The following is a 24,467-nucleotide window of genomic DNA, read 5'->3' as shown; positions in this document are numbered from 1 at the left end:
AACAATCATTCCGTCGCGCCCTTGCCCTCCCGCCCCCGCTTGGGCAGGAACGCCCGCATGGATGCCCAAAAGCCAGCCGACTGGACCGGCGCGATCGAACGCGCGCGCGCCTATGCGCCCCATCTTGCCTCGCTGCTGGACCGGCATGCCGACCTTGCCGACCTGCTCGCGCAGGGCAGGGGAGAGGACGCACTGACGTTCGCCCGCAATGCCGGCGCGGGGATCGAGGATGTCGGCATCGCCCTCCGGCGCGAGAAGCAGGCCATGGCACTGGCACTCGCCATCGGCGATCTGGCCGGTGCCTTCCCGCTGCTGCGCGTCACCGGTGAACTGTCCTCCCTGGCCGACCGCGCGCTGGATGGCGCCATCGCCGAGGGTATCCGCCGCCGCGTGCCCGATGCCGAACCGGCCGGTTTCCTGGCCCTGGCCCTGGGCAAGCATGGCGCCTGCGAACTCAACTACAGTTCGGACATCGATCCGATCCTGCTGTTCGACCCCGAACTGCTCCCCCGCCGCGAGCGGGACGAGCCGGGCGAAGCCGCGCAGCGCGTGGCCCGTGCGGTGGTGGAAACGCTCGGCAAAGTCACCGACCATGGCTACGTCTTCCGCATCGACTTGCGCCTGCGCCCGGCTTCCGAAGTCAGTCCGCTGGCGATCTCCATCAACGGCGCGCTGACTCATTATGAATCGTCCGCGCTGGCGTGGGAACGCGCCGCCTTCATCCGCGCCCGCGCCTGTTCGGGCGACGTGGCGGCAGGCGAAAGCTTCCTGGCGGCGATCCGCTCCTTCGTCTGGCGCAAGAGCCTGGACTTCGGCGCCATTGCCGAGATCGGCCGCCTCACTGCGCAGATCCGCGCCAACACGCGCGGCAGTGCCACCGTCGGCCCCGGTTTCGACCTGAAGAAAGGACGCGGCGGCATTCGTGAGGTGGAGTTCTATGCCCAGACCCACCAGCTGATCCACGGCGGCCGCAACCCGGCGCTGCGCCTGCGCGGCACCCGCGCCACGCTGGACGCACTGGCCGATGCCGGGCTGGTTCCGGCCGACGATGCGCGCCTCCTTGGCGAAAGCTACGACCGCCTGCGCACGATCGAACACCGCCTGCAGATGATGCAGGACCAGCAGACCCACGCGCTGCCGATGCGCGAAGAAGCACTGGAAGCGGTCGCCCGGCTGGACGGCCTGCCCGATGGCGACGCGCTGATGAACGAGATCCGCGCGATCACCGATGCGGTGGGCGAGCGCTATGACGCGCTGGTCATGGCCAACACGCCGTTGGGTGACACCACCCAGGTCGCCATGCCCGCGCAGGACGACTTGCGTGACGAACTGGCCGGACTGGGCATTGCCGAGGCCGATACCATGGCGCGGCAGGTGGAAGGCTGGCTTTCCGGCGGCATGCGCGCGCTGCGCTCGGACGCCGCCCGCGCCGCTTTCGCGGCCGTGCGCGCGGACCTGTTCGCCGCGCTGGCCGCCGCGCCGGAACCGTCACGCGCTTTCGCCCGCTTCGAAAAGCTGCTCAACAACCTGCCTTCGGCCATCAACTTGTTCCGCCTGCTGGAAGCGCGCCCCGCGCTGCTGGAACGATTGGCGCGCATCCTAAGCCTCGCGCCGACGCTGGCCGATGCGCTGGCCCGCCGTGCCGACCTGCTCGATCCGCTGATCGACGCCAGCGCTTTCGACTTGCCGGGATCGGTGGACGACCTCGTTGCCGAATTCGCGCAGTTCGAACCGGGCGACGATTACGAACAGAAGCTGGGCACCGTGCGCCGCAAAGTGGGCGACCGCCGCTTTGCGCTGGGCGTGCAACTGATCGAAGGCGCCAACGATCCGCTCGACATCGGCCACGCTCTCGCCCGCATCGCCGAAGCCGCGCTGGTGGTGCTGACCGATGCCGCATTGGAGGAATTCCGCGCGGTCCACGGCGTCGTACCGGGCAGCGAACTGGTGGTGCTGGGGCTTGGCCGCATGGGCGGCGGCGTGCTCACCCATGCCTCCGACCTTGACCTGATCTACCTGTTCACTGGCGACTTCGGCGGGGAATCGGACGGGCGCCGGCCTTTGGGGGCGACGCTCTATTACAACCGCGTCTCGCAGCGGGTGACGGCAGCGCTTTCCGTGCCCACGGCGGAAGGTGCCCTCTACGAAGTCGATACCCGTCTGCGCCCCTCAGGCGAGCAGGGACCGCCCGCCGCCAGCCTGGAAAGCTTCGCGCGCTATCAGCAGGAACAGGCCTGGACCTGGGAGCACATGGCGCTCTGCCGTGCCCGTCCGCTCTACGGATCGGCCACGGCGCGCGCGGAATTGTGCGAAGTGATCCGCACCGTCCTCTCCGCCCCGCGTAAGGTCGACAAGTTGCGCGCGGACGTGCTGGAAATGCGCGCCAAGATGGCCGGGCACAAACCTGCCAAGGGCCCGCTGGACGTCAAGCTGATGCGTGGCGGGCTGGTCGATCTGGAATTCCTGGTCCACTTTACCCAGCTTCGTTCCGGCCTCGGCCTCGATCCCGATCTGGGCGGAGCGCTGCAACTGCTGGTGGCGGACGGATTGCTGCCCGCTACGCTGGTGGAGGCGCATGACGTCATGACGCGCCTCTTGGTGGCGGGCCGACTCTTTGCCCCCGATACCCAGGTGCCCGATGCCGCCGCCTGCATGGCGCTGGAGCGCGCCTGCGGCTATGGCGCGTGGCAAGACCTTGAAACCGCCCTCGGCCGGGCCCGCGCGCATGTCGCCGCGAGCTGGCACGAGATTTTCGGCGAAACACTGGAGACTGACCGATGACCACCCCCATTTCTGGTCGCCCCGCCGCCGGCGACCAGTTCCCCGACATCGCGCTGGAAACGCCCGAAGGCGGCAGCGTGAAGGCGTCCGATTTTGCCGGCAAGAAGCTGGTCGTGTTCTTCTACCCGAAGGACAACACCCCCGGCTGCACCACCGAAAACATCGATTTCTCGGCCTTGAAGGGCGAATTCGACGCGGCCGGCGTGGCGCTGCTGGGCGTCAGCAAGGATTCGGCGAAGAAGCACCAGAACTTCATCGCCAAGCATGACCTGAAGGCCCCGCTCGCCAGCGATGCCGAAGAGAACGGGCTTTCCGATGCGCTGGGCATCTGGACCGAGAAGCAGAACTACGGCCGCACCTACATGGGCATGGTCCGCACCACCTACCTGATCGGCCCCGATCGCAAGATCGCCCGCGTGTGGGACAAGGTGAAGGTCAAGGACCACGCCGCCCAGGTGCTGGAGGCCGCGAAAGCGCTCTGACCATGCAATCCGTTGCTGCGGCGATCCGCGAAGTTCTGCTCGAATCCGATCCGCGCGCCAAGGCCATGGCCGCCCGCAAGGTGGCGCGGGACTGGCGAATGGGCCGGCTTGCCTATGCCTTCGATGTCGAAATGCCGGAGGAGCCGGGCCGCCCGGCTGCCCCCGAACTGCTGCCGCCCATCCGCATGCCCAAACGCGGCAAAGGTGGGACCGAGCGCGGGCGGCAGGCGCTGTGGCATGCCATCGCCCATATCGAATTCGTCGCCATCGACCTTGCGCTGGACATGGCGGGGCGATTCGGGGCGGAAATGAACCGTCAGTTCGTCAGCGACTTTCTGTGGGTCGCCGCGGATGAGGCGATGCACTTCGCGCTGATCGACCGGCACATGCGCAAGCTGGGCTGCCATTACGGCGCCCTGCCCGCCCACAGCGGCCTCTGGGACGCGGCGCATGAAACCCGGCACGACGTTGCCGCGCGTCTTGCCGTGGTGCCGATGGTGCTGGAAGCGCGCGGGCTGGACGTGACGCCGGCCATGCTGGAGCGCGTGCGCGGCAGCGGAGACGAGGCCGGCGCGCGCATTCTCGAAAGAATCCTTGACGATGAAATTCGCCACGTCCGTTTCGGCTCAACGCATTTCGCCGCATGCGCCGAAGCGATGAACGGTGAACCGTCGGAGCTTTGGAAAACCCTGGTTTCCCGCCATTTTCGCGGGGTCGTTAAGCCACCGTTCAACGACTCGGCGCGCCTCGCTGCCGGTTTATCGCGGGATTTCTACCTTGGGGTTGTCTGTTAGGAACTGATCGGCATAACTCCACATCGCGAGACGGCGGGGGGTTCCGACCATCTCAAAAAATTAGGGTTCGCGGCGCGTCGAAGGCGTGCCCGCCGATAAATACAAGCGTCGTGTCCTTGCGGATCGCGGCGGATAACAAGGTATTGCGAGTGGTCGTAACGAAACTCATTGCCAAGTTCCGCACGGCGTCGGCTACGGTCGCGATCGCGGGTCTTTCACTGGCAGCTCACCCCGCCATGGCCAACAGCGCCGCAGCCGCCGCCGACATTTCGGCTCCGCTGCGTGCCGCTCAGGCCGCCAACCAGTCGGCCAGCGGTGGCGAGGACGAACAGTTCCGCACCCTGTTCAGCTCCTGGCAGAATTTCGAGGAAACCGGTCTCGCCGCGGCCAAGGCCAAGCCCGCCATCCCCGGCACGGCCCGTCTTTCCGGCGTCAACATCCCCTCGCGCACTCCGCTTGAAGGCCTGAAGCTCACCAGCAGCTTCGGCATGCGCGAACACCCCATTTTCGGCGGCCGCCGCGCCCACAAGGGCATCGACCTCGCCGCGCCCGTCGGCACCCCGATCTACGCAACCGCTGACGGCGTCGTCGGCAAGGCTTCGTGGTTCGGCGGCTACGGCCTGTTCGTCGAGCTGGAGCACGGCGGCGATCTGGAAACCCGTTACGGCCACATGTCGCGCCTGAACGTTGCCGAAGGCCAGATGGTCCACAAGGGCGACGTGATCGGCTACGTCGGCACCACCGGCAATTCGACCGGTCCCCACCTCCACTATGAAGTCCGCGTCGATGGCGAGGCCGTGAACCCGATCCCCTACATGCAGGGCGATCGCATGGCTGCCGCCGACAAGGACGGCATCGGCGGCTGATAGAGTTTCAAACCGGTCAGGAACCGCGAAAAGACGGTCCGGCCACCACGGTTTGGAGAGGAGGGAAGAGGCGGCCTCAGGGCCGCCTTTTCTTATATGGAGCATCGGCGCGCGATCCGGCTTCAAACTCCAGAGCGTAGTCCCTAGGCTATCGCCATGACGTCGCCCTATCATCCCCCGGTCAAACGCTCGGTCGAAATCGCTGGCCACAAGACCTCGATCAGCCTTGAGCCGGTTTTCTGGGACATGCTGCGCGCCGCCGCTGCCGAAGCCGGCGTGCCGCTCAACGCCCTGGTTGCGCGAATCGATGCCGAACGGCTGGAGGCCGAAGTTCCGCCCGGTCTTGCCGGTGCCGTCCGCGTCTGGCTGGCGTCCGTCTGGCTGGCCACCGCGCGAAAGGTGTGAGCACCATTCTTTTTCCCGGCTTGCCAGTGCCGCAAGCGTCGCTAGGCTGGGGCAAACAATCCTGAATAGGCGCGCTTCAGGCCCGGTTCAGCGCGAGAGGTTCCAACAGCCGTCATGTCCTTCGCGCGTTTCGCCGCCCTGGTCCTGAGCATCCTCGCCCTGTTCGGCTGGTCTGCCACCCCCGCTGCCGCCCAATCGATCCTGCGCGATGCGGAGACCGAGGCCTTGCTGAAGGACATGGCCCGCCCGTTGATCGTCGCCGCCGGTTTGGACCCGTCGCATGTCGATATCGTTCTGGTGAACGACCCGTCGGTCAACGCCTTCGTCGCCGGCGGGCAGGCGGTCTACGTCAATTCGGGCCTGATCAACGAAGCGGACAAGGCGGCGCAAGTTCAGGGCGTGATCGCCCACGAACTGGGCCACGTGACCGGCGGCCACGCCGTGCTGAATCAGGGCGCGCAGAGCGCCACCAGCATTTCGCTGCTCTCGCTGCTGCTTGGCGCGGCGGCGGCGGCGGCAGGCGGCGGAGAGGCGGCCATGGGCGTGATCATGGCCGGCCAGCAAGCCGCCATGGGCAAGTATCTGGCCTATACCCGCACGCAGGAAGCCTCCGCCGATGCCGCCGGCGCGCAGTATCTTTCGGCAGCGGGCATCAGCGGACGCGGATCGCTGGAATTCTTCCAGAAGCTGCAAAACCTTGAATTCCGCTACGGCTATCGCCCGCAGGACGGCGACCAGTTCTATTCCACCCACCCGCTGACCGGCGACCGCATCCAGACCTTGCAGGATACTTACGAAAAGGATCCGGCCTGGCTGAAGCCCGACGATCCCAAGATCCAGGCACGCTATGTGCGGATGAAGGCCAAGCTGTTCGGCTATCTGGCAGAGCCGCGCGACGTGTTCCGCGTCTATCCGGAAACGGACAATTCGGTTCCGGCACACTATGCCCGCGCCTACGCCTGGCACCGCCAGTCGGAGATGGACCGCGCCACGGCAGAGGCCGACGCGCTGCTGATGGTCGATCCCGACGATCCCTATTTCCTGGAGCTGAAGGGCCAGATCCTGCTCGAATCGGGTCAGCCTGCCGAGGCCCTGGTGCCGCTGCGCAAGGCGACCGAACTGACCGGATATCAGCCGCTGATCGCCACTCTGTTCGGCCACGCCCTGATCGCCACCGAAGATCCCCAGCACTTCAAGGAAGCCGAAACGGTGCTGAAAAACGCCGCCGCGCGCGATCGGGAGAATCCCTTCACCTGGTACCAGCTGGGCACGATCTATGCAGCCAATGGCGACATGCCGCGCGCCCGCCTTGCCAGCGCGGAGCAGCAATCGCTGTCCGGCCAGATGGACGCCGCGCTGATGAACGCGCAGGCGGCCGAGGCGGGGCTGAAACAGGGCACGCCCGACTGGCTGCGCGCGCAGGACATCGAGATGGAAGCGCGCGCCACGCTGGAACGGAACAAGAAGCGGCGCTAGAGCGCACACGAATTTGCACGGGAACGATGAGAATATGGGAATTGGCAGCAAGATCGCGGCAACCGGCATCGGCCTCGCCCTGGTGGGCGCAGGCGTCTGGTTCGGCGGTCCGATCATCGCCGGGCGCGTGATCCACGACTATCTCGTCACCAATCCCGAAGTCCTGAACGAAGCGATGGACGCGCTGCAGCGCAAGCAGGCCAAGGCCCAGCTTGCAGGCGTGAAACAGAGCGTGGAAACGCCCTTCCCCGGCGCGGTGCTCGGCAACCCCAACGGCTCGGTAACGCTGGTGGAATTCACCGACTATGCCTGCGGTTACTGCCGCCGCAGCCTGCCCGATGTGGCGCAGCTTCTGGCCAAGAACCCGAACTTGCGCATCGTCGTACGCGAACTGCCGATCATCAGCCTGCACAGCCCGGATGCCGCGCGCATGGCGCTGGCCGCCGCTGAACAGGGCAAGTACGCGAAATTCCATGATGCCATGTTCGCCGCAGGGCAGGTCGACCCGCAAGCGATTGAAGCTGCCGGCAAGCAGGCCGGACTGGACATGGACCGCGCCCGCAAGGTCGCCGCCAGCCAGGTGGTGGCGCAGGAACTGTCGCGCAATCTCGACGTCGCCGGTCGACTCGGGTTCAGTGGCACGCCCAGCTGGGTTGTCGGTGATCGCCTGATTTCGGGCGCGGTCGGTTTCGACCAGCTTGCGCAGGCGATCGCCGAAGCCAGCGGCGGCTGATCGGTTTCGGAAGGGCGCCGGTGCCACAATCCAAGATCTTGCCGCCATTCGAAAAGTCCGATGGCGCCGTGCCGAAACCCGGCGATCGGCGCCCCGGATTTGCCGCTTCCGGCGATTTTCGTCTAGATAGCCCCATGCGCGTTCTGCCGATCCAACCGATCCCCTTCTTCGCCGACAAGGACAAGGCTTTCTGGCGCCTGCAGTTTGCGGGTTGGGGCGGCGCGATGCTGCTGCGCACGATGTCGGCGCTGGCCAACGACCAGCCGCTGTCCAACCTGGTGCTGGTGCTGATCGCCACGATCACCGGCTTTTCGATCTCGCTGGTGCTTTCGGTGGTCTATCGGCTGCTGATCACCAAGCGCCCGATCGTCACCTGGGGCATGACCGCGCTGATCCTGCCGATCGCGGTGGCGCTGCACGCCTTCATCGATGCCTGGGTGATCTCGCTCTACCGCGCGGACAGCGACACCAGCTTCACCCAGCTGTTCATCGGCGTGTTCTACTATGACGCGACGCTGCTGGGCGCGTGGTCGGCACTCTATTACGCGATCAATTTCTATCTGCAGGTGGAAGAGCAGAACGACCAGCTGATCCGGCTGGAGAACCAGGCGACGCAGGCCCAGCTGGCCATGCTGCGCTATCAGTTGAACCCGCACTTCCTGTTCAACACGCTGAACTCGATTTCCACCTTGGTACTGCTGAAGCAGACCGAGCCGGCCAATGCGATGCTCAGCCGCCTGTCCTCGTTCCTGCGCTACACCTTGATCAACAAGCCTTCCGCGCGTGTGACGGTGGCGACCGAGGTGGATACGCTGAAGCTCTACCTCGACATCGAACTGATGCGATTCGAGGAGCGGCTGCGCACCACGTTCCACGTCGATCCGGCTACCGAAACCTGCCTGCTGCCATCGTTGCTACTGCAGCCGCTGGTCGAAAACGCGATCAAATATGCCGTGGCCCCGCAAGAATCGGGGGCCGAGATCACCGTTGCCACGCAACTCGTCGGGCCGATGCTTCGCATCACCGTCTCGGACACCGGACCGGGCTTGCAAACTCCGACTACCGACAACAGGTTGTCGGGCATGACCTATGATGGAGGGGAGCCGGTGTCCACCGGCGTCGGCCTTTCGAACATCCGCGACCGCCTCAGCCAGGCCTACGGCGAGCATCACCGCTTCGAAACGGTGGAGCCGGTCGAGGGTGGCTTCGCTGTGCTGATCGAGCTTCCCGCGGAGCGCCAACCCTCCCCCGAGGACATCGAAGACCACCAGCGGCAACCCGTTCTTGTCGGGCGATGAAACAATTTTGGCCCCCGCGCGTTGCGAGGCCGGAGACAAGTGACACATGACCATTCGCACCATCCTCGTCGATGACGAGAAACTCGCGATCCAGGGCCTTCAGATTCGTCTGGAGAAGTATCCGGACGTGGAGATTATCGACACCTGCTCGAACGGCCGCGAGGCGATCCGCAAGATCAAGACCGAGAAGCCCGATCTGGTCTTCCTGGACATCCAGATGCCCGGTTTCGACGGCTTCTCGGTGGTGAAGGGCGTGATGGAAATCGAGCCACCGCTGTTCGTCTTCGTCACTGCCTATCAGGAACACGCGGTCCGCGCGTTCGAGGCGAACGCCGTCAACTACCTGATGAAGCCGGTAGACGAGGCGAAGCTGGACGACACGCTGGCCCGCGTACGCCAGCGCATCGCCGAAAAGCGTTCGTCCGACGAAGCGGAAAAGCTGAAAACCGTGCTTGCCGAAGTCGCGCCCGACGCGGTGGATTCCATGCCGGAGGACGCCGACCCCAACGCCGATCGCTACGAAAAGCTCATCAACATCAAGGATCGCGGCCAGATCTTCCGGATCGACGTCGATTCGATCGAGCATATCGAAGCTGCCGGCGACTACATGTGCATCCGCACCGCCGACAATTCGCTGATCCTGCGCGAAACGATGAAGGATCTGGAGCGCCGCCTGGATCCGCGCGTGTTCCAGCGCGTGCACCGCTCCACCATCGTCAACCTCAACCAGGTGCGCCAGGTGAAGCCGCATACCAACGGCGAATGCTTCCTGGTGCTCGATTCGGGCGCGCAGGTGAAGGTTAGCCGCTCGTACCGCGACGTGATCGCCCGCTTCGTTCACTGAGGCTGCGCGCGGACACGATTCCTTACAATACGCTTCGTCGCCCCCGCGCAGGCGGGGGCCCCCGCTGCTTTTCTGCGATGTTGGCCAGGAAAAGCGGGATCCCCGCCTGCGCGGGGATGACGAAGTAGAATAGGCGCAGTCCTAGGTATCCATCGGCGCGCGATGCGCCGCTCAGTCGTTCGAGCCGACCGAGAATCGCGCGGCTCGATCCGCCAACCGCTCCACCGCCGCGCCATGAATCGCCTGCGATGTGCAGAGCACGCCGAAAGCGCGGGGATCGTGCTTGTTGTAATTGAGCGGCTTGCCGAAGGCGTCAGTCACTTCCGCCCCCGCCTCACGCGCGATCAGACCGGCGGCAGCGATATCCCACTCATAACCCCACCGCAGGGTGGCAACGATATCCGCCTCGTCCGCCCCGACCATCGCCATACGCAGCGCGATCGAATTGGGCTGATCGACCAGCACCAGGTCCGAATCCTCCACGGCCAGCTTTTTCGCCGGCACGCGCGCGCCTGACAGTGCCTCGCGGTGGCTGGCGTTGAGGCGCGAACCGTTGCGCCACGCGCCCTTCCCTGCCTCGGCATGCCAGAACTCGCCGCCTGCCTCGCGCGCGCGCGCCGGGGCGTAGAGATAGCCCAGCAGCGGCCGCCGCGTGTTCACCAGCGCGACCGAGATCGCCCAGCCCGGCCTTCCGGCGATGAAATCGCGCGTTCCGTCGATCGGATCGACCAGCCAGACCAGTTCGTGCGCAGTGCGATGGTGCGAATCGGCGGTTTCCTCGGAAAGCCAGCCTGCCGACGGCAGCAGCGCGGAAAGCTCGCGCCGCAGGAATTCGTCCACGGCAAGGTCCAGCGTGCAGACCGGACTGCCCGGCACTTTTTCCCAGTGTTCAAGCACATGGCCGTCCCCCGGCCACCCGGCCAGGGCAATACGTCCTGCCTCGCGGACGATAGCTTCAAGTCTGTCGCGGTCGATCATGTGCAAGCCTGGGGCTTTGGGGCGGATGGTTCGATAGGGGCCGCGTGCGGGTTTGCACGCGCCACGTGCGCGTCCTTGCGCGAGGGAACGGGACTTTTCAAGCGCGCAGGGATGTGCTTATGCGGCCGGGATCAAGTTCGGGGTCCCCCCGCGCTTTTGGACAACTCCTTTCCTCGGACACTCCAGCAGAAAGCGATTTCAGCGATGAACATTCACGAATACCAGGCGAAGGAACTGCTTGCGAAGTTCGGCGTCGGCATTCCCGCCGGCATTCCCGCCCTCACCGTCGAGGAAGCGGTCGCCGCCGCGAAGCAGCTCCCCGGGCCGCTCTACGTCGTGAAGGCCCAGATCCACGCCGGTGGGCGCGGCAAGGGCAAGTTCAAGGAACTCGGCCCCGACGCCAAGGGCGGCGTGCGCCTCGCCAAGTCGGTTGAGGAAGTCGAGGAATTCGCCAAGGAAATGCTCGGCAACACGCTCGTCACCATCCAGACGGGTGAAGCCGGCAAGCAGGTGAACCGCCTCTACGTGACCGACGGCGTCGACATCGCTGCCGAATACTACCTGTCGATGGTCGTCGACCGCGCTTCGAGCCGCGTCGCCATGATCGTGTCGACCGAAGGCGGCATGGACATCGAGGATGTTGCCCACAACACCCCCGAGAAGATCACCACCGTCACCATCGACACCGCTGCCGGCTTCCAGCCGCACCACGGCCGTGCCGTTGCCTTCGCCCTGAAGCTCTCGGGCGATCTCAACAAGCAGGCGCAGAAGATCTCCAAGCAGCTTTACGAAGCTTTCGTCGCGCTTGACTGCGACATGCTGGAAATCAACCCGCTCGTCGAAACCAAGGACGGCAACCTGCTCGTCCTCGACACCAAGATGAGCTTCGATTCGAACGCGCTCTACCGTCACCCCGACGTGCAGGCCCTGCGCGACGAGACCGAGGAAGATCCGGCGGAAGTCGAAGCCTCGAAGCATGACCTCGCCTACATCAAGCTCGATGGCGACATCGGCTGCATGGTCAACGGCGCCGGCCTCGCCATGGCGACGATGGACATCATCAAGCTCAACGGCAGCTTCCCGGCCAACTTCCTCGACGTTGGCGGCGGCGCCAACAAGGAGAAGGTGACTGCGGCGTTCAAGATCATTCTGCGCGATCCGAACGTGAAGGGCATCCTCGTCAACATCTTCGGCGGCATCATGAAGTGCGACATCATTGCCGAGGGCATCGTTGCCGCGGCGAAGGAAGTGAACCTTCAGGTTCCGCTCGTCGTCCGCCTCGAAGGCACCAACGTCCAGCAGGGCAAGGACATCCTGGCCAATTCCGGCCTGCCGATCGTCCCCGCCAACGACCTGGGCGATGCCGCCAAGAAGATCGTGGCCGAGGTCAAGAACGTCGCCTGATAAGGGCCCGTATCTTGGATCGTACACGATCCCGTAACGGATAATGCAGCGGCGGGGGCTTTCGGGCCTCCGCCGTTCGCATTTGACACCGGGACGCGAAGCGCGCCTTTCCGGCGTCATAGTAATTCTGGCCCGCCGGTTTCTGCCGGGGCGATGCGCATTTTCGCAGATTTGCGATATGGCACTCGCTGTGACCCCACCACGGGCTCATCTCGCCGCCAGCGGGGCTTGACGTATACGTCAATTGCCTATTAGGCGGGCCTTGAGTGGATTTAATCGAGCGGCTAAACGTGCCGCGCCTGAAACTGAGAGGACCCGATCAGATGAAGATCCTCGTGCCCGTAAAGCGGGTGATCGACTACAACGTAAAGCCGCGCGTGAAGGCGGATGGCACGGGTGTTGACCTTGCCAACGTGAAGATGAGCATGAACCCGTTCGACGAGATTGCGGTGGAAGAAGCCATCCGCATCAAGGAAGCGGGCAAGGCGGAAGAGATCGTCGCCGTCTCGGTCGGCCCGGCCAAGGCGCAGGACACGCTGCGCACCGCGCTCGCGATGGGCGCCGACCGTGCGATCCTGATCGAAACCGATGCCGAGGTTGAGCCGCTGGCCGTCGCCAAGATCCTCAAGGCGATCGTCGCCGAAGAGAATCCCGGCCTCGTGATCCTGGGCAAGCAGGCGATCGACGACGATTCGAACCAGACCGGCCAGATGCTCGCTGCCCTCACCGGCCGCCCGCAGGGCACCTTTGCCAGCAAGGTCGAGATTGACGGCGATCACGTTGCCGTGACCCGCGAAGTCGATGGCGGTCTGGAGACCGTGAAGCTGTCGCTGCCCGCGATCGTCACCACCGACCTGCGCCTCAACGAGCCGCGCTACGCTTCGCTGCCCAACATCATGAAGGCAAAGAAGAAGCAGCTCGATGTGAAGACCGCCGCCGACTACGGCGTCGACATCGCCCCGCGCCTCAAGACCCTGAAGGTCTCGGAGCCGCCCGTTCGCGTCGCAGGCGTCAAGGTTGCCGACGTCGATGCGCTTGTCGCCAAGCTCAAGGAACTGGGAGTAGCCTGATGAAGACGCTCGTTTGGGTCGAACACGACAACGCGTCGGTCAAGGACGCAACGCTCCACACCGTCACTGCCGCTGCCAAGCTGGGTGAAGTTCACCTGCTAGTCGCCGGCTCGGGCTGCCGTGCCGCCGCCGAAGCCGCCGCCAAGATCGCCGGTGTCGCCAAGGTGCACGTGGCCGACAACGCCGCCTACGAACACGCGCTGGCCGAGAACGTCGCCCCGCTGATCGTGGAACTGATGGGCCACCATGACGCGTTCCTGGCGCCCGCCACCACCACCGGCAAGAACGTCGCCCCGCGCGTCGCCGCGCTGCTCGACGTGATGCAGTTGTCGGACATCCTCTCGGTCGAGGGTGAGAAGACCTTCACGCGTCCGATCTACGCCGGCAACGCCATCGCCACCGTGGAATCGAGCGATGCCAAGCTGGTAATCACCGTGCGCGGCACCGCCTTCGAGAAGGCCGCTGCCGAGGGCGGTTCGGCTGCGATCGAAGACGTCGCCGGCGCCGGTGACGCAGGCCTCTCCAGCTTCGTGGGTGCCGAACTCGCCAAGTCCGAGCGTCCGGAACTGACCAGCGCCAAGGTGATCGTCTCGGGCGGCCGTGCGCTGAAGGATTCGGAAACCTTCGAACAGGTGATCATGCCGCTGGCCGACAAGCTGGGCGCCGCCGTTGGCGCATCGCGCGCTGCGGTCGACGCAGGCTATGTGCCGAACGACTACCAGGTCGGCCAGACCGGCAAGATCGTGGCCCCCGAAGTCTACATCGCCGTCGGCATCTCGGGCGCGATCCAGCACCTTGCGGGCATGAAGGACTCCAAGACCATCATCGCCATCAACAAGGACGAGGACGCCCCGATCTTCCAGGTCGCCGACGTCGGCCTCGTGGCGGATCTGTTCACTGCCGTGCCGGAACTCACCGGCAAGCTTTGAGCAGCGTTAAACAATTGAAATCGCGGAACCCCGGTCGAAAACGGCCGGGGTTTTGTCTTTTCGGTTTCACACCGTGAAGCTAGATATCTTCCATGTCGGCAGGACCTTCGCTCGACAGGGGGTATTTGATGAAGCGCTGTGCATTTGCCGTTTCCGTCTCGGCGGCAATGCTGGTCCACACCTTCGACATCGGCATTCTGGAAGCAAAAGCCCGCCAGCCCGTGGCACTAGCTCCAGCCACTCCATGGCATCTCGATCGGGACCAGCACCGATGCTCGCTCACACGCAGCTTCGGCGATCCTGCCAACCCGTTCTTGCTGCGGTTCGAACGATTTGCGCCGGGTGACAGCTTCGAACTTCTGCTAAGCGGTCAGGAACTCAAGGGCATCATCCGCACTGGGGGCCTGCACATCGCCTATGGCGAAGGCCGTTTTGTCCGCATTCCCGAAAACGCCATCACCGGGCGCAACAGCAAGAACCTGCTGTCGCTGCTGATGACCTCAAGCCTGGCGCCGAAAGCATTCACACCCGGTGTCCAACCGGACGATATGCCTGCGGTGACGCCCGACCAGGAGCAATCGGTGGCCTCGGTATCCTTGAAATGGGGCGCCCAAACCCTCCGGCTTGAGACAGGATCGCTGGGCAAGCCGTTCGCCGCCTTGCGGACCTGCACGGACAATCTCGTGCGTTCCTGGGGTTTCGATCCCGCCCAACAGTCCCATCTTCGCACCAGGCCGATACTGTCGCGCGGGATGATCCGCAATTTTCAAAGCTCCTATCCAACCAAACTCATGTGGCCCGGCGGACAGGCCTGGGCCCGGCTACGTGTGCTGGTCGATGCCGATGGACGGCCGCACGATTGCCTGATCCAGCGTGTTTCCAACGGGCAAGACCTGGGCGATTTCGCCTGCGACCTGATGCTGGACCAGGTCAGCTTCACACCTGCCACGGACGAGCAGGGCAACAAGGTCGCCTCCTATTTCACCACCAGGGTGGCCTGGCAGACGAACTGAGCCACGGCCCGCCGGTTATCTTCCGAACGAGACGCATCGAGAGCCAAGCCCGTCGGAATCACCGGCATGCCGAGGATCCGATAATGAAGACCATCACTTCGCTGACCGTATCCTGGCACAATAACGCCGTCCAACTGGGTACCGGCCCGCTCTGCAAGGCTCTGGCGGCCATGCGGGACTGTACTGCGGGTCAGGTGAAGTCATGGGGATTGGCCCCCGCGCGGCAGGAGCAAGGCCCAAGGCGCTGCGCCCCACCCAGAGATGGTTCAAGGATGCAACCCCGCCCCATGTCTCCCAGCTACCCCTTCACGCCGTTATCGACGTAAGGCTGCTGATCGACGCCTCCGGCCAGGTGACCGATTGCAAGGTGGTTGGGGATCGACGCTCGCCCGGCTTCGCGGATGCAACTTGCCAGCGCATCCGTTCCCACATTCGCTTCGATCCCGCGCGTGATGAGGCGGGCCTCCCCGTCGCCACCTACTACGCACCCGCAACTGGATGTTGGCCTGAGCGGGCGACGCCCAGCGATCAGGCCGTAGCGGGAAGTCGCTCGAACAAGTTGATGGCGCTGGTCCGCCCGTCCTCGGGCTCATGCCGGCCATAGCGCACGAAGCCCAGCGCCTTGGCGACGCGCTCGGAGGCTGCGTTGCCTTCGTCGATCATGCAGGCGACGCGGCGCGGGCCGTGTGTCTCGTCGAACCAAGCAAGCACCGTGCGCATGACTTCCTGTGCCAGCCCCTGCCCCCAGCAATCCTTGCGGACGATCCAGCCGGCTTCAGGCGTATCGTCCATTCCCTTGCCGAAGCCGCGCCAGCTATGAAACACGCCGCAGTTGCCCAGGAGGTCGGGCTCGCCGGGGCGACGCACGTAGAGGCTGCCATAGCCGTAGAGCGACCAGCTGCCTGCATTGCGCCCCAGCCGGTTGAACTGCTCCATCGGGTCGACCGAGGCGGAGCCCAGGTACCGGCGCGTCTCCTCATCCGCGATCAGGCGGCAGAGGCCTTCCAGATCGCTGGCAACGGGCTTCCAGAGTTCGAAGCGCTCCGTCTTCAGGAACGGACCTTCCACAGCCGCGGTCACAGCAGTTGGTCCACGCCGTGGATGCACAGGCCGAACAGGCCGCCCACCAGCGTGCCGTTGATACGGATGAACTGCAGGTCACGGCCCACGGCGCCTTCGATGCGATCCGTCACGGTGCGGGCATCCCAGCGTTTCACGGTTTCCGACACCAGCCGCACGATCTCACTCCCATAGCGCGATGCCACACCCACCAGAGTGCGGCGGGCGAAGCGATTGACCATGTACTGCAATCGCCGATCTTCGCCAAGCGATTGACCCAGCTGGGAAAGACTCTCCCCCAAGGCTCCCGAAAGTGCCTTGTCCGGGTTGCGCACCGCCTTGAGCAGCCCGGCGCGCGCGCGTTCCCACATGCCGTCGATCCAGGCCCCCATCGCCGGATTGGCAAGCAGGTCGGCCTTGATCCGCTCCACCCGCGCCTGCATTTTCGGGCTGTGGCGCAGATCCTGCGCCAGCTTGGCCAACGCCTCGTCGATCTTGCCGCGCAAAGGGTGATCGGGCTGGACGATCACTTCGGCCAGCAACCGATAGGCGCCATCCAGAACGCCATTGGCCAGCCGTTCGTCCAGCCCCGTCCAGCGCATTATCGTGTTGGCGCGCTGGTGAATCATCTCGCGGATCATCGGTTCGTTGGCTTCGATAGCGTCGCCGATCTTGCGCAGCACGCTTTCCAGCACAGGAAGGTGCCGCCCCTCGGCAATCGCGCTTTCCAGCATCTGGCCAAGCAGGGGCGCTGCATCGATCTTCTCGATCTGACGCCGCAGCCCCAACTTCACCATGCCGCCCATCTCTTCGGGATCGAGCGATTCAAGGATGTCGCCCACCAACTGGGCAGCGCCGGCGCGAATCCGCGATTGCTCATCACGCCGCGGATCGGCCAGAAATCCGCCGAGGCTGGCAGCGATATTGAAACCGTTGAGCCGCCGGGCGACAACCTGCGGCGTCAGGAAATTGTCGCGCAGGAAGGCCGCCATCGAATCGGCAATGCGATCCTTGTTTTCCGGAATGATCGCCGTGTGCGGGATCGGCAGGCCCAATGGATGGCGGAACAGCGCAGTCACCGCGAACCAGTCCGCCAGCCCGCCCACCATCGCCGCTTCTGTGAAGGAGATAGCGTAGCCGAGCGGCAGGCTCCATTCGGGATGGAACACCAGCAGGCGCTTCAGCACGACGAAGGCTGCCGCCATGAACAGCAGCAGCCCAGTCGCGAACATGCGCATCTGCCGTGCCTTGTCAGGCTTCAGCCCGGCCGGCCTGAGCAGATCTTGCCTTACCACTCTGATGCTACGCACGGGCGGCGGCAAGGTTCCTTCCGCATCTCATTCCGCCGCGATCGGCTGCGGCAGCGGCTCCGGGCCGTGGCCATGGCCGAAGCCTGTGTCGTGCGCATGGTGCGGCTCATACGTGAGCAGCTTGCGGCGCAGCCAGGGACCAAGGCGCTTTTCGAGGCCATCGGCAAGACTGAAGGCGGCCGGCACGATCACCAGCGTCAGCATCGTCGAAAGCAGCAGGCCGCCGATCACGGTGATGCCCATCGGCGCACGCCACGCGGCGTCACCCGAGAGCGAAAGCGCGGTCGGCACCATGCCCGCGGTCATCGCGACCGTGGTCATGACGATCGGCTGGGCGCGCTTGTGCCCGGCGTCCATGATCGCGCTCAGCTTGTCGACGCCCTTCTCCATCTCCTCGATCGCGAAGTCGATCAGCAGGATCGAGTTCTTGGCGACGATGCCCAGCAGCATCAGGATGCCGATGTAGACTGGCATCGAGACCGGCTGACCAACCACCACCAGTGCCAGCAAGCCGCCCAAGGGCGCCAGCAGCAGCGAGGCCATGTTGACCAGCGGCGAGACGAAGCGGCGATAAAGCAGCACCAACACCGCGAAGACCAGGAAGATGCCGCTGATGACGGCGACGATGAAGCTGTTCACCATCTCAGCCTGCCACTTGTCCTCGCCCACCGCCTCGTTCGAGACGCCGGTGGGCAGGTTCTTCATGATCGGCAGCTTCTGGATCTGCTCCATGATCGGGCCCTTGACCTGACCGGCGCCAAGATCGGCACCGACGAAGATACGGCGCGACTGGTTGTAGCGCTGGATCTGCGTGGGGCCGGCGCCGAAGCGGATTTCGGCAACGCGCTTCAGCGGGACCGAACCGCCGCTGGCGGTGGTGACGGGCAGATTCTCGATCGTCGAGAAATCGCGCCGCGACGTGCGGGCAAGGATCACGCGGATCGGCACCTGACGGTCCGACAGCGAGAACTTGGCCGCGTTCTGGTCGATCTCACCCAACGTGGCGATGCGGATGGTCTGGCTGAGCGCCGCCGTGGTGACACCCAGCTGCGCGGCGAGATCGACACGCGGCACGATAACCAGTTCGGGGCGCTGCAGGTCGGCCGCGATGCGCGGGGCGACGACACCCGGAATCGTGCGCATCTGGTCTGCCAGCGTCTGCGCGGTCTTCTTCAGCAGTTCGGAATCGCTGCCCGAAAGCATGACCGAGATGTCGCGGCCGCTGCCAGTGCCGCCCGACTGGGTGGCAAAAGTCACGCGTGCATCGGGAATGTCCTGAAGCTGCGGAGCCAGCCGGCGTTCGAACTCGATGCTGGTGGCCTTGCGTTCCTTCGCAGGCTTGAGCGCGAGGTAGAGCGAACCCTTGCCTTCGCGCGAGGCGACGAGCACGCGTTCCACTTCCGGCTGCGCCTCGATCAGCGCCGCCACTTTGGCCGCAACTTGCTCGGTCTGCTCAATCGTGGTGCCGGGCACCATCTCGATATTGACCTGGCTCGTATCGTTGTTGGTGTTGGGTTGGAACTGCGCAGGCAAGCCCGCCAACAACGCGAACGTGACGACCAACGCGTAGATGCCCGCGCAGAACGCGTAGAAGCGGTGGTCGTGCATGCGGGCGATGATGCGGTCGGTGAAGTACCGATACCAGACGCCGAAGCTGCCGAGGACACGCGCGAAGAAACGCAGGATCCAGCCCAGCACGAAGACCGCGACGGGAACCCCCAAAGGCGCGACCACGGCGGCCAACACCAGTGCAGCCTTGTCGAGCCCGATCTTCTCGAAGCCCATCTTGGCGCCCATGAAGATCGCGATCGCCAGGCCGATTCCCGCAGCGAACAGTGCCACCAGGGCAATCGCGGCCAGCGGATAGAACCACCAGCTCCCCTGCGCCTTGACCAGCGCGGCCTTGCGGCGATGCGCCTCGGTACTGTCGAGCGTCCAGGCGAGGACTCTCATGTAGAGGTCCATCGCCTTGCCGCCACCATGTTCCGCATGGCCATGAGCCTTGAGGAAGTAGGCCGCGACCATCGGCGTGATCAGACGCGCGACGGCAAGGCTCATCAGCACCGCCGCGACGACGGTGAGGCCGAATGCCTTGAAGAACTGGCCCGGGATGCCCGGCATCATGCCCACCGGCAGGAACACCGCGACGATCGAGAAAGTGGTGGCGACGACCGCCAGGCCGATTTCGTCCGCCGCGTCGATCGAGGCCTGATAGGCCGATTTGCCCATGCGCATGTGGCGCACGATATTCTCGATCTCGACGATGGCGTCATCGACCAGCACACCCGCCACCAGACTGAGCGCCAGCAGCGAGAGGAAGTTCAGCGTGAAGCCCAGCAGATCCATGAACCAAAAGGTCGGGATTGCCGAAAGCGGAATCGCGATCGCGGAAATCAGCGTTGCGCGCCAGTCGCGTAGGAACAGATAGACGATGACGATGGCCAGCACCGCGCCTTCGACCAGCGCCTCCATCGAGCTGGTGTACTGCCCCTTGGTGTAGTCCACGTCCGAGAACAGGCGGGTGATGTGGACGTGGGGGTTGTCCTTGCGGATCTTGTCCAGCGCCTTCATCGCCGCATCGTAGACGGCGACGTCCGATGCGCCGAGCGCGCGCTGGAAGCCGAAAGTCACGACTTCGCGGCCGTGCAACTTGGCGATGCGCGTGCGTTCCGAATAACCGTCGTAGACATGGGCGATGTCGGACAGCTTGACCTGGCGGCCGCTGCCCAGGTTGATGCGCGTCTGCGAAAGATCGTAGGCCGTTTCCGCATTGCCCAGCACGCGGACCGACTGGCGCGAACCGGCGATTTCCGCCTGGCCGCCCGCCGCGTCGGTATTGACCTGCCGCAGCACGTTGTTGACCGCGGAGGCGCTGACGCCCAGCGCGATCATCCGCTCAGGGTCGACCACCACGCGGATTTCACGGTCGACACCGCCGTTACGCTCGACCGAGGCCATGCCGTCGATCGCCAGAAGCTGCTTGGAAATGGTATCGTCGACGAACCAGCTGAGCTGCTCGATCGTCATATCATCGGCGCTGACCGCGAAGTAGCCCAGCGAATCGCCGCCGGCCTCCACCTTGATCACCTGCGGTTCCAGGATGCCGTCGGGCAGATCGCTGCGGATCTGGTCGACCGCGTTCTTCACCTGGTTGGTGGCGACGTCCGGATTGGTGCCGATGGAGAACAGCACGAAGGTGGACGAATTGCCTTCCGACGCGGTGGACTGGATTTCCTCGACGCCGGGCACCGAACGCGCGGCCGCCTCTACCTTCTGGGTGATCTGCGTCTCGATTTCCGTAGGCGCCGCGCCCGGTTGGGAAACCGACACGTGAACGCCCGGAAATTCGATATCCGGCATGTTGTTCACGTCCATGCGCATGAACGAAACCACGCCGGCGACCATCACGCCGATGAAGAAGACGATCGGAATGATCGGATTGCGGATCGACCAGGCCGAGATGTTGCGAAGGCTCATCGGTTGGGTGTCCGTCTCAATCGGGCTTCGTGACGGTGACGACGCGAGGCTTGACCGTGTCGCCATCGTTAAGGAAGCCGCCGGCGCGCAGGACGACCTTTTCGTTGCCCTGCAGGCCCGACTTCACGACGATGCCCTGCGCGGTGACGAGCCCGGTCTGGACGGGCCGGCGATGAACCTTGTTCTTGCCATCGACGACATAGACGAACGGGCCCTTGTCATCGTTCTGGATCGCCGATTCCGGAAGCACCGGCGCGTCGACCACGCCGCTGCCGATCGTCGTGCTGGCAAAGCCGCCCGGGCGCAGCGCCGGATTGTAGGCCAGCAGGATACGCGCGACGCCCTGACGGTTGGTGGCGTCGATCATCGGCGAAACCTGCCAGACGTGACCGATGAAGGTCTGGTTCGAACCGACCGGCACCACCTTGGCCTCGGCACCTACGCCGACGCGGGCGAGATCGTCCTCGCTCAGCTGGGCGAGCAGTTCCATCTCGCCATCCTTGGCAAGGCGGAACAGTACTGCACTGCCGCCACCGACAACCTGACCCATCTCGACATTGCGCTGGAGTACCAGGCCCGAGGCCGGGGCAAGGATATTGAGGCGCGCCGCCTGTGCCTGAAGCTGGCCAAGCTGTGCGCGCGCCACCTTCACTTGCGCCACGGCGGCATCGCGCGTGGCGGTCAGGCGATCGATGTCGGCCGCCGAGATGAAGCCGCGATCCACCAGTTTCAGCGCACGGTCCAGATTGGCCTGCGCCAATCGGGCATCCGCCTGCGCGACCGAGATCTGCGCGGATTGGCTGGCCTGCTGCTGGTTCTGCACCGAGCGGTCCACCACCGCGAGGACCTGGCCCTGGGAAACCCAGTCGCCCGGTTCAACCATCACGGCGCGGACCTGGCCGCCCTCACCCACCGAACCGACCGGCATGTCACGGCGCGCGGCCAGCGAACCGGTAGCGGAAATCTCGCCCTGCACCGAAGTGCGGCCCGGCACCACGACGGTGACCGCCGGGGTCTGGACATCGGCATCCTTGGCCTTGTCATCGGCATTGCCGCGATGGACGAGGAACCAGATGACCACCACCGCAACGGCGGCGGCAACGATCATCCATAGCCATTTGCGCGATCGGCGATCCTGATCAACGTCACCCTCCAGCGGGCTGCCGGACATGGCCACGTGATCGTTCTCCCTGGTGTCGATTCTGCTGTCGTAGTTCATTTTCACCGCAAATCCTGCGATCAGCCCCCTTGCCATGACCCCGCCCGCCCCCATGGCAGGCCGCGGTCATGCCGCCGTTGCAGCGCGCGCACAAAGCCACGCGCCGCCATTACGACGGTAAAAAACACGAGAAACGACATATACCTGCGGTAGATCGGTGGCAATCTACTGTCGGCCTGCGACAATCCGTGATCGACCAGCGTCGAGCGCGCCGTAGCGGCGAGTGCTGGCGGATGAATTTATTGAAACCCGGGAATAAAACGCAAAACGGCGGCGAACCCATGGGTCGCCGCCGTCTGGATGGGCTCTTGCGGGCCCTCCGGATTTGCCGGTCAGTACTTCTGCTGACGCTCGTAAAGATCGCGGTAGTGCTGGATGCGGGTGACCCGCAGCCCCTGCATTCCCGAACGATCCACCGCGCGCTGCCAAGAGGCGAATTCTTCCAACGTCAGCTTGTAGCGTTCGCACACTTCGTCGATCGTCAGCAGCCCGCCGTTGACGGCAGCCACGACTTCAGCCTTGCGGCGCACCACCCAGCGCGTGGTGGACGGCGGCGGCAGGCTATCCAGCGTCAGGGGCTCGCCAAGCGGCCCGATCACCTGCGCGGGACGAATCTTCTGGTTCTCGATCATCATCACCCTCGTGCGCCGGTGTTGCGTCCGCCGGCGACGGAAGCGAAATTGACTGTCGTAGACTTGCGAATGGCTAAATCATTTGGGTTAACACTTCGTGCCTCACCGTCATACGCGTGAAGCACATCGGCCGCAGGGCCAGCGAAACTGCCGCGTTTATGCAGGCGCACAGGTGGTGAATTCTCCGCAAGGGTCACACCAAGGTCATGCGCGGCAAAAAAACGCGAGCGCAAGGCAAACCAGTCGATCGGTGCGAACTCCGGGATGAACTCCTCGCCGTCGCGACCTGACGCATGCCCCGCTTTGCAGGTTTCATGTTCAAAAGCGATGTTCATGCCCCATCCTTACGACAGGGTTGGTCAAAGGAGGGTAAAGGCCGCGTTTACCGATCCTTCACCTTAATTAACCGTTCGCAGGAATGGGGATGCCCCCGCCATTGTCCGCGCGCGGTGCAAGAAAGGTAGGATTCGCGCGCATCTCGCTGTATGGGCGCCCGATGACCGCCCTTTCCGACCTATCCGGACTGGTGGCCGGCCTCGACCCTGCCGACCTGTTCCAGCTCCCCGCGCCCATTAACGCCCGGCGCATCGTCGTCGCCATGTCCGGCGGCGTCGACAGTTCCGTCGTGGCTGCCCTCGCCGCCGCCTCGGGCGCCGAGACCATCGGCGTGACACTTCAGCTTTACGACTATGGCGCTGCCACCGGTCGCAAGGGCGCATGCTGCGCCGGCGACGACATCCGCGACGCGCGCGCCGTGGCCGACAGCCTGGGCATTGCCCACTACGTATTCGACCACGAGAGCCAATTCCGCGAGGAAGTGGTGGACCGCTTCGCGGACGATTACATGGCCGGGCGCACGCCGATCCCCTGCATCCGCTGCAACATGGGGCCCAAGTTCACGGACCTGCTGACGATGGCGCGCGATCTGGGGGCGGATTGCCTTGCCACCGGCCACTACGTGCGCCGAGTCATGGGTCCGGCCGGTGCCGAACTGCACCGCGCCGCCGATCCGGCGCGCGATCAGAGCTATTTCCTTTACGGCACCACCGAGGCCCAGCTCGATTTCCTGCGCTTCCCGCTGGGCGGACTGCCGAAGACGGAAACGCGCCGCCTGGCCGAAGCCGCCGGCCTGCGCAACGCGGCCAAGCCGGACAGCCAGGACATCTGCTTCGTGCCCGATGGCGACTATGCCAAAGTGGTCACCAAGGTTCGCCCGGAGGGCAACGCCCCGGGCCCTATCGTCCATGCCCTGACCGGCGCGGAACTGGGCACGCATCGCGGCATCATCCACTATACCGTCGGCCAGCGCCGGGGGATCGAGATCGGCGGCCAGCCGGAACCGCTCTATGTCACGCGAATCGAAGCGGAAGGCCGCCGCGTGATGGTCGGCCCGCGCCGCCTGCTGGGCGTTTCGGCCGCACGCGTAATCGAGACCAACCGTATCGGCCCACTGCCGGCGGGTCCGCTGACCGCGAAGGTTCGCTCGCTGGCCAAGCCGGTGCCGATCGTGCTGGACGGGCCGCTTGGCGAAGGTGCGGCAACCACGATCCGCTTTGCCGAGCCCGAATATGGCGTTGCGCCGGGGCAGGCAGCGGTGATCTATGCGGGTGACCGCGTGGTCGGTGGTGGCTGGATCGACGGAACGACGCCGGCGATCGAGGGCGACGCGTAAAAAGCGCACTGCCGAGGTCGAATAA

The 24,467-nt window shown here is 64.9% G+C and carries 22 protein-coding genes; 15 read left to right on the top strand and 7 right to left on the bottom strand.

Features of this window, described 5'->3' with window-relative positions; all coding sequences use genetic code 11:
• Positions 1-57: 57 nt before the first annotated feature.
• The 9 genes from glnE (at position 58) to WBP07_RS16160 (ending at position 9,679) form a co-directional block, all read left to right on the top strand.
• On the top strand, positions 58-2,781 hold the full coding sequence (gene glnE / locus WBP07_RS16200; protein WP_395392613.1) for a bifunctional [glutamate--ammonia ligase]-adenylyl-L-tyrosine phosphorylase/[glutamate--ammonia-ligase] adenylyltransferase: 2,724 nt from the start codon (positions 58-60) through the stop codon (positions 2,779-2,781).
• Complete coding sequence (locus WBP07_RS16195) at positions 2,778-3,263, top strand: peroxiredoxin (protein ID WP_395392612.1); 486 nt, start codon at positions 2,778-2,780, stop codon at positions 3,261-3,263. The genes glnE and WBP07_RS16195 overlap by 4 nt, the downstream gene beginning before the upstream one ends.
• A 2-nt stretch (positions 3,264-3,265) precedes the next feature.
• Entirely contained in the window at positions 3,266-4,057 is a 792-nt protein-coding gene (locus WBP07_RS16190; RefSeq protein ID WP_395392611.1) for a ferritin-like domain-containing protein, read from the top strand.
• Between the two features lie 149 nt (positions 4,058-4,206).
• Positions 4,207-4,923 (top strand): M23 family metallopeptidase, encoded by a 717-nt coding sequence (locus WBP07_RS16185; protein WP_395392609.1) that lies wholly within the window; start codon positions 4,207-4,209, stop codon positions 4,921-4,923.
• A gap of 156 nt (positions 4,924-5,079) precedes the next feature.
• Positions 5,080-5,328, top strand: a complete 249-nt coding sequence (locus WBP07_RS16180; RefSeq protein WP_395392608.1) for a ribbon-helix-helix domain-containing protein — start codon at positions 5,080-5,082, stop codon at positions 5,326-5,328.
• A 114-nt stretch (positions 5,329-5,442) separates the two neighbouring features.
• Positions 5,443-6,804, top strand: a complete 1,362-nt coding sequence (locus WBP07_RS16175; protein ID WP_395392607.1) for a M48 family metalloprotease — start codon at positions 5,443-5,445, stop codon at positions 6,802-6,804.
• A 34-nt stretch (positions 6,805-6,838) separates the two neighbouring features.
• Positions 6,839-7,537 carry a DsbA family protein gene (locus tag WBP07_RS16170; RefSeq protein ID WP_395392606.1) on the top strand — a complete coding sequence of 233 codons (699 nt, stop codon included), beginning with the start codon at positions 6,839-6,841 and terminating at the stop codon, positions 7,535-7,537.
• Between the two features lie 134 nt (positions 7,538-7,671).
• Positions 7,672-8,835, top strand: coding sequence for a sensor histidine kinase (locus WBP07_RS16165; RefSeq protein ID WP_395392604.1), 1,164 nt, complete (start codon positions 7,672-7,674; stop codon positions 8,833-8,835).
• Between the two features lie 46 nt (positions 8,836-8,881).
• Positions 8,882-9,679, top strand: coding sequence for a LytR/AlgR family response regulator transcription factor (locus WBP07_RS16160; RefSeq protein ID WP_395392602.1), 798 nt, complete (start codon positions 8,882-8,884; stop codon positions 9,677-9,679).
• 171 nt (positions 9,680-9,850) lie between these two features.
• On the opposite strand, the gene WBP07_RS16155 is transcribed toward WBP07_RS16160, so the two are convergent.
• On the bottom strand, positions 9,851-10,657 hold the full coding sequence (locus tag WBP07_RS16155; protein ID WP_395392600.1) for a 3'(2'),5'-bisphosphate nucleotidase CysQ: 807 nt from the start codon (positions 10,655-10,657) through the stop codon (positions 9,851-9,853).
• A 204-nt stretch (positions 10,658-10,861) separates the two neighbouring features.
• Here WBP07_RS16155 and sucC point away from each other — a divergent pair, with 204 nt between their 5' ends.
• The 5 genes from sucC (at position 10,862) to WBP07_RS16130 (ending at position 15,677) form a co-directional block, all read left to right on the top strand.
• A complete protein-coding gene (sucC, locus tag WBP07_RS16150; protein WP_395392599.1) occupies positions 10,862-12,061 on the top strand; it encodes an ADP-forming succinate--CoA ligase subunit beta in 1,200 nt (399 codons plus the stop codon).
• A 323-nt stretch (positions 12,062-12,384) separates the two neighbouring features.
• On the top strand, positions 12,385-13,131 hold the full coding sequence (locus tag WBP07_RS16145) for an electron transfer flavoprotein subunit beta/FixA family protein (RefSeq protein WP_395392597.1): 747 nt from the start codon (positions 12,385-12,387) through the stop codon (positions 13,129-13,131).
• Entirely contained in the window at positions 13,131-14,060 is a 930-nt protein-coding gene (locus tag WBP07_RS16140; RefSeq protein WP_395392595.1) for an electron transfer flavoprotein subunit alpha/FixB family protein, read from the top strand. Before WBP07_RS16145 ends, WBP07_RS16140 begins: the two co-directional genes overlap by 1 nt.
• 128 nt (positions 14,061-14,188) lie before the next feature.
• Positions 14,189-15,073, top strand: coding sequence for a hypothetical protein (locus WBP07_RS16135; protein WP_395392593.1), 885 nt, complete (start codon positions 14,189-14,191; stop codon positions 15,071-15,073).
• Between the two features lie 202 nt (positions 15,074-15,275).
• Positions 15,276-15,677 (top strand): energy transducer TonB, encoded by a 402-nt coding sequence (locus WBP07_RS16130; protein ID WP_395392591.1) that lies wholly within the window; start codon positions 15,276-15,278, stop codon positions 15,675-15,677.
• Here the strand turns inward: WBP07_RS16130 and WBP07_RS16125 are convergent.
• The 6 genes from WBP07_RS16125 to WBP07_RS16100 all read right to left on the bottom strand — a co-directional run bounded on the left by WBP07_RS16125 (position 15,602) and on the right by WBP07_RS16100 (position 23,105).
• Entirely contained in the window at positions 15,602-16,153 is a 552-nt protein-coding gene (locus tag WBP07_RS16125; RefSeq protein WP_395392589.1) for a GNAT family N-acetyltransferase, read from the bottom strand. The genes WBP07_RS16130 and WBP07_RS16125 overlap by 76 nt on opposite strands.
• Entirely contained in the window at positions 16,150-17,370 is a 1,221-nt protein-coding gene (locus WBP07_RS16120; RefSeq protein WP_395395816.1) for a DUF445 domain-containing protein, read from the bottom strand. The genes WBP07_RS16125 and WBP07_RS16120 overlap by 4 nt, the downstream gene beginning before the upstream one ends.
• A gap of 99 nt (positions 17,371-17,469) precedes the next feature.
• Positions 17,470-20,919 carry an efflux RND transporter permease subunit gene (locus tag WBP07_RS16115; RefSeq protein WP_395392587.1) on the bottom strand — a complete coding sequence of 1,150 codons (3,450 nt, stop codon included), beginning with the start codon at positions 20,917-20,919 and terminating at the stop codon, positions 17,470-17,472.
• Between the two features lie 16 nt (positions 20,920-20,935).
• Positions 20,936-22,138: an efflux RND transporter periplasmic adaptor subunit gene (locus tag WBP07_RS16110; RefSeq protein WP_395392585.1), complete on the bottom strand. Its 1,203-nt coding sequence runs from the start codon at positions 22,136-22,138 to the stop codon at positions 20,936-20,938.
• Between the two features lie 332 nt (positions 22,139-22,470).
• On the bottom strand, positions 22,471-22,770 hold the full coding sequence (locus WBP07_RS16105; RefSeq protein WP_132387726.1) for a DUF1153 domain-containing protein: 300 nt from the start codon (positions 22,768-22,770) through the stop codon (positions 22,471-22,473).
• A gap of 2 nt (positions 22,771-22,772) precedes the next feature.
• On the bottom strand, positions 22,773-23,105 hold the full coding sequence (locus WBP07_RS16100) for a hypothetical protein (protein ID WP_395392583.1): 333 nt from the start codon (positions 23,103-23,105) through the stop codon (positions 22,773-22,775).
• 161 nt (positions 23,106-23,266) lie between these two features.
• Here WBP07_RS16100 and mnmA point away from each other — a divergent pair, with 161 nt between their 5' ends.
• Entirely contained in the window at positions 23,267-24,442 is a 1,176-nt protein-coding gene (mnmA, locus tag WBP07_RS16095) for a tRNA 2-thiouridine(34) synthase MnmA (RefSeq protein WP_395392581.1), read from the top strand.
• The last annotated feature ends 25 nt before the right edge of the window (positions 24,443-24,467 follow it).

Source organism: Novosphingobium oxfordense (assembly GCF_044029435.1).
Classification (GTDB): domain Bacteria; phylum Pseudomonadota; class Alphaproteobacteria; order Sphingomonadales; family Sphingomonadaceae; genus Novosphingobium.
The sequence above is the reverse complement of the archived record's forward strand: the minus strand, read 5'-3'. Positions and strand labels throughout refer to the sequence as shown.